The organism is Kitasatospora sp. NPDC004531 (assembly GCF_053602195.1).
The window spans coordinates 1-5,541 of record NZ_JBSGDD010000174.1 but is presented as its reverse complement, the minus strand read 5'-3'; the positions used below and the strand labels follow the sequence as shown (position 1 = coordinate 5,541).

5 protein-coding genes and 1 pseudogene are annotated in these 5,541 nt (G+C 72.7%); 3 read left to right on the top strand and 3 right to left on the bottom strand.

From position 1 onward, the window contains the following. Positions 1-174 precede the first annotated feature (174 nt). Both dxs and ACWEMJ_RS33535 read left to right on the top strand, forming a co-directional pair. The gene (gene dxs, locus ACWEMJ_RS33540; RefSeq protein WP_452140920.1) at positions 175-2,091 is read left to right on the top strand and encodes a 1-deoxy-D-xylulose-5-phosphate synthase; all 1,917 of its coding nucleotides are present in this window, start codon (positions 175-177) and stop codon (positions 2,089-2,091) included. A gap of 19 nt (positions 2,092-2,110) precedes the next feature. Beyond that, a complete protein-coding gene (locus ACWEMJ_RS33535; RefSeq protein WP_452140919.1) occupies positions 2,111-3,502 on the top strand; it encodes an aspartate aminotransferase family protein in 1,392 nt (463 codons plus the stop codon). On the opposite strand, the gene ACWEMJ_RS33530 is transcribed toward ACWEMJ_RS33535, so the two are convergent. Next, positions 3,499-3,774 carry a DUF6343 family protein gene (locus ACWEMJ_RS33530; protein ID WP_452140918.1) on the bottom strand — a complete coding sequence of 92 codons (276 nt, stop codon included), beginning with the start codon at positions 3,772-3,774 and terminating at the stop codon, positions 3,499-3,501. The genes ACWEMJ_RS33535 and ACWEMJ_RS33530 overlap by 4 nt on opposite strands. Positions 3,775-3,835: 61 nt before the next feature. Between ACWEMJ_RS33530 and ACWEMJ_RS33525 the strand changes: the two genes are divergently transcribed. After that, on the top strand, positions 3,836-4,021 hold the full coding sequence (locus tag ACWEMJ_RS33525) for an I78 family peptidase inhibitor (protein ID WP_452140917.1): 186 nt from the start codon (positions 3,836-3,838) through the stop codon (positions 4,019-4,021). 209 nt (positions 4,022-4,230) lie between these two features. On the opposite strand, the pseudogene ACWEMJ_RS33520 reads toward ACWEMJ_RS33525, so the two are convergent. Both ACWEMJ_RS33520 and ACWEMJ_RS33515 read right to left on the bottom strand, forming a co-directional pair. Further along, positions 4,231-4,485 (bottom strand): annotated as a pseudogene (locus tag ACWEMJ_RS33520) (phosphatase PAP2 family protein); the annotation flags it as partial. 673 nt (positions 4,486-5,158) lie between these two features. Continuing rightward, the gene (locus ACWEMJ_RS33515) at positions 5,159-5,350 is read right to left on the bottom strand and encodes a hypothetical protein (RefSeq protein ID WP_452140916.1); all 192 of its coding nucleotides are present in this window, start codon (positions 5,348-5,350) and stop codon (positions 5,159-5,161) included. Positions 5,351-5,541 lie beyond the last annotated feature (191 nt).

Sequence of the window (5,541 nt, the reverse complement as noted above, 5' to 3'; positions counted from 1 at the left end):
CAGCTGCTCGGGCGCGGTGTCGGCGGGCAGCGGCAGGTGGACGGTCTCCAGCAGCCGTCACCGGCCGCCCGCGCCACGGCGCGGGCGGCCCACGCCGACAGGCGACCGCGAACGCGGGGCCGCAGGCTGGACACCGACCGTCCACCCACCCGCACCAGCCGTGAGGGGTACGCCATGCCACTGCTGAGCCGGATCACCGGGCCCGCCGACCTGCGCCGACTGCACCCCGAACAACTCCCGCCGCTCGCCGCCGAGATCCGCGACTTCCTGATCGACAACGTCACCCGCACCGGCGGACACCTCGGACCCAACCTCGGCGTGGTCGAACTCGGCATCGCCCTGCACCGCGTCTTCGACTCCCCGCACGACCGCATCCTCTGGGACACCGGCCACCAGGCCTACGTGCACAAGCTGCTCACCGGCCGCCAGGACTTCAGCCGGCTGCGCGCCAAGGACGGACTCTCCGGCTACCCCTCGCGCGCCGAATCCCCGCACGACCTGATCGAGAACTCGCACGCCTCCACCGCGCTCGGCTACGCCGACGGCATCGCCAAGGCCGACCAGCTGCTCGGCGTCGACCGCTGCACCGTCGCCGTGATCGGCGACGGCGCGCTCACCGGCGGCATGGCCTGGGAAGCCCTCAACAACATCGCCGAGGCCGAGGACCGGCCGCTGATCATCGTCGTCAACGACAACGGACGCTCCTACTCGCCCACCATCGGCGGCCTCGCCCACCACCTCGCCACGCTGCGCACCACCAAGGGCTACGAACGCTTCCTCGCCTGGGGCAAGGACGCCCTGCAGCGCACCCCCGTGGTCGGGCCGCCGCTGTTCGACGCCCTGCACGGCGCGAAGAAGGGCTTCAAGGACGCCTTCGCCCCGCAGGGCCTGTTCGAGGACCTCGGCCTGAAGTACCTCGGACCGATCGACGGCCACGACGTCGCCGCCGTCGAACAGGCGCTGCGCCAGGCCCGCAACTTCGGCGGGCCCGTCATCGTGCACTGCCTGACCGTCAAGGGCCGCGGCTACCGGCCCGCCGAGCAGGACGAGGCCGACCGGTTCCACGCCGTCAACCCGATCGACCCGTACACCTGCCTGCCGATCTCGCCGTCCGCCGGCGCCTCCTGGACGTCCGTGTTCGGCCAGGAGATGCTCGCGCTCGGCGCCGAGCGGCCCGAACTGGTCGCCGTCACCGCCGCCATGCTGCACCCCGTCGGGCTCGGGCCGTTCGCCAAGGCCCACCCCGGGCGGACCTTCGACGTCGGCATCGCCGAACAGCACGCCGTCGCCTCCGCCGCGGGCCTGGCCACCGGCGGGCTGCACCCCGTGGTCGCGGTGTACGCGACCTTCCTCAACCGGGCGTTCGACCAGGTGCTGATGGACGTCGCGCTGCACCGCCTCGGCGTCACCTTCGTGCTCGACCGGGCCGGCGTCACCGGCAACGACGGGGCCTCGCACAACGGGATGTGGGACCTGTCGCTGCTGCAGGTCGTCCCCGGGCTGCGGATCGCCGCCCCGCGCGACGCCGCCCGGCTGCGCGAACAGCTGCGCGAGGCCGTCGACGTCGACGACGCCCCCACCGTGGTGCGCTTCCCCAAGGGCGAGCTCGGCCCCGACGTGCCCGCGATCGAACGCACCGGCGGCCTCGACGTGCTCGCCCGCACCGGGCCCGCCCCCGACGTGCTGCTGGTCGCCGTCGGCCCGATGGCCGCCGCCTGCCTGGACGCCGCCGCGCTGCTCGCCGCCGAGGGCATCACCGCCACCGTCGTCGACCCGCGCTGGGTCAAGCCCGTCGAGGCCGCCCTGGTCGAGCTGGCCGGCGCGCACCGGATGGTGGTCACCGTCGAGGACAACGGCCGGGCCGGCGGCGTCGGCGCCGCCCTCGCGCAGGCCATGCGGGACGCCGGGGTCGACACCCCGCTGCGCGACCTCGGCATCCCGCAGGAGTTCCTGGCACACGCCTCGCGCGGCGAGATCCTCGAAGAGATCGGCCTCACCGGCACCGGCGTCGCCGCCCAGACCGCCGCCCACGCCCGCCGCCTGCTGCCCGGCACCGGCACCCGCCCCGGCGTCCAGTTCCCCCGCGTGTGACCGATTGGAGCGAACCCGCGTGACCCAGGCCGAACCGCTCGACCTCGCCGCCCTGCTCGACGCCCGCGGCGGCGAACGCTACGAGCTGCACGCCCGCTACCTCAACCCGCAGCTGCCGCGGATGCTGCACACCATCGGCTTCGACCGGACGTACGTCCGCGCGAAGGGCCCGTACTTCTACGACGCCGAGGGCAACGAGTACCTCGACATGCTCGCCGGGTTCGGCGTCTTCGCGCTCGGCCGGCACCACCCCGCCGTCCGGGCCACCGTCCAGCAGGCGATGGACCTGGAGACGGCCGACCTGACCCGCTTCGACTGCTCCCCGCTGCCCGGCCTGCTCGCCGAACAGCTGCTCGCCCTCGCGCCCGGCCTCGACCGGGTCTTCTTCGGCAACAGCGGCACCGAGGCGGTCGAGACGGCGCTCAAGTTCGCCCGGTACGCCACCGGCCGGCGCCGCGTCCTGTACTGCGACCACGCCTTCCACGGCCTCACCACCGGCTCGCTGTCCGTCAACGGCGAGCAGGGCTTCCGCAAGGGCTTCGACCCGCTGCTGCCGGACACCGCCGTCCCGCTGGGCGACCTCGACGCGCTGCGGCGGGAGCTGAAGAAGGGCGACGTCGCCGCGCTGATCGTGGAGCCGATCCAGGGCAAGGGGGTGCTCGGCCCGCCGGCCGGCTGGCTGGCCGCCGCCCAGCGGCTGCTGCACGAGCACAAGGCGCTGCTGATCTGCGACGAGGTGCAGACCGGCGTCGGCCGCACCGGCGCCTTCTTCGCGTACCAGGCCGAGGAGGGCGTCCAGCCGGACCTGGTGTGCGCGGCCAAGGCGCTGTCCGGCGGCTACGTCCCGATCGGGGCCACCCTCGGCAAGGCGTGGATCTTCGAGAAGGTGTACTCCTCGATGGACCGGGTGCTGGTGCACTCCGCCAGCTTCGGCTCCAACGCCCAGGCGATGGCCGCCGCACTGGCCACCCTGCACGTGATGCGGCAGGAGGGCGTGGTGGAGAACGCCGCCCGGGTGGGGGAGCTGTTCCGGGCCCGGCTCGCGGCGCTGGTCGAACGGTACGAACTGCTCGCCGAGGTGCGCGGACGCGGCCTGATGATCGGCATCGAGTTCGGCCGCCCCAAGTCGCTCAAGCTGCGCACCGGCTGGACGGCCCTGCAGGCGGCCCGCAAGGGCCTGTTCGCGCAGATGGTGGTCGTCCCGCTGCTGCAGCGGCACCGGATCCTCACCCAGGTCTCCGGCGACCACCTGGAAGTGATCAAGCTGATCCCGCCCCTGATCATCACCGAGCGGGAGGTCGACCGCTTCCTGGACGCCTTCACCGAGGTGATGGACGACGCCCACCGCGGCAGCGGCCTGATGTGGGACTTCGGGCGGACCCTGGTCAAGCAGGCGGTCGGCGCACGCTAGAGCTCGGTGCGGCGGCGGCGCACCACGACCCACAGGTCCGCCGCCGCCACCAGCGACAGCACGCCGCAGCCCACCGCGAACGCGGTCAGCGTCCCGCTGCTGGGCGCGCCGTGCGGCGACGCGAAGGCGGCCCAGACGGCGAAGCCCGCCGTGCACAGGGCGAAGAACGGCAGGAACAGCATGGACAGCAGGAACCGGAGCTTGAGATCACTGCGCGCGGTGGCCGGCTCCGTCCCGCTGCGCCAGACCTTCGGGGTCCTCGCCCGCCGCATGCGCCACCGCCTCCCTCGTACCCTTCCAGCGTAGGACTGTCGGGATCGGGGAGGCGGAGCGATGCACGATCGGCCGGACGACTATCTGGGACTGCCCGTGGAGCGGGCCCGGGCACTGGCCGCGGAGCGCGGCTGGCGGACCGTGCGGGTGCTGGAGCCGGAGGCGCTGCTCACCATGGAGTACCTGTCCGGGCGGCTCAACCTGACCGTCCGGGACGGGGTGGTGGAACGGGCCTGGGCGGGCTGAGGACGGACCGGCAGCGGGCGGGTCGACCAGTGTGCGGCGGCCGGCTTCGGGCGGGGCACCGGGGCGGGGCGGGCGAACCGGCCCTCGCGGTGCCAGATCGCCAGCACCCGCTCGTCCAGCGCCGCGACGGCCGGCTCGGCCAGCGGCAGCGACAGCAGCACCAGCGCGCCCGCCGCCCAGCCGGCGAACACGTCCGAGATCCAGTGGGTGCCCAGGTAGACGGTGGTCAGTCCGATCGAGGCGGCGGTGAGGCCGGCCAGTACGGTGCCGGTCTTCCGCCAGCGCATCGCCAGGTAGGCCAGCACGCCCCAGGTGACCACGGCGTTGGCGGTGTGCCCGGACGGGAAGATGGTGCCGCCGGAGAACAGCTCGGGCGAACCCACGTAGTGCGCGTAGTGCGGGCCCAGCCGGCCGGTGAGGATCTTCACCGCGCCGACCGTGACGTTCAGCAGCAGCAGGGCCATGCCCATCACCAGCAGCGGCCGGGCCGAGTGCATCCGGTAGCAGCGCCAGCCCAGCCACAGGCAGGCCGCGATCGCGGTCGGGCCGCGCTGTCCGGCGATCACCCAGATGTCCAGGTAGGGCAGCGCCTCCGGCCACTGCTTGTACGGGCGCAGCTGCTGCAGCGCCCAGTCCAGGTCGACCAGTGGCGAGTCGCACATGATGGCGAGCACCACTGCCAGGTACAGCACGGCGGTGATGCCGAAGAGCAGGGCGTGCCGCCGACTGATCGACGTGGGTGCGGATTCGGTCGCCTTGGTGACGGAATCGCGCTCGGACTGGACCGGAACCGTGCGCGGTGCGGTCGATATCCGCGGCACGGGGGATTCGGGCTTGGCTGGCACGCCTTCGACATTACCGGCTGGCCCGGACGGGTCCCGGCTGTTCGGGGGATCTGTCACCCGCCGGTGATCGGTTGTCCGCACTTTCCCCATACGGGCTGTTCAATGCCCGAGGGGTGGGGTCGGAAAGCGGAGCAGAGTGTGCGAAATCACCTCCGCGGGGCTCCTGGGGCACCGTTATCCAGCAGTTTCTCCAATTGCCGGGCGGGTAGTGCGGGAACGAAAGAGGCGGCCGATTTCCGTGACGCACGTCACTTCGGGAAATCGACCGCCGGGTCGGGCCGGGTGGCGCGACTCAGGGCACCACCTTCTCGACGGCTGCCGCGCCGTGCTCCTCCAGGTCCTTCTTCGCCTTCGCGATCCGCTCCGGGGTGACGTCGAGCCCCTTGGCCCTCACCAGGTCCTCGGGGTCCACCGGATTCTCCGCCCCGGTGTGCAGCCGGCTGTCCGGAGTCGGCCTGGAGTCGCTGTCCGTGGAATCGGTCATCAAGATCCTCCGTGGGTGCGCCCGCCGCCGGGGGACGGCGGCGGGAGGTCCGCACGTCGAGTCTGGACCCGCGCCGTGGGCGGCGCACCACGGGGGACTAGGACTTGTCCGGTCGATCATGTGACTGTCACCTGCCTTGCTCGTTGGTTCGGGTATGGGGCGGGGAGATCTCACGGATGCCGAGTGGGAAC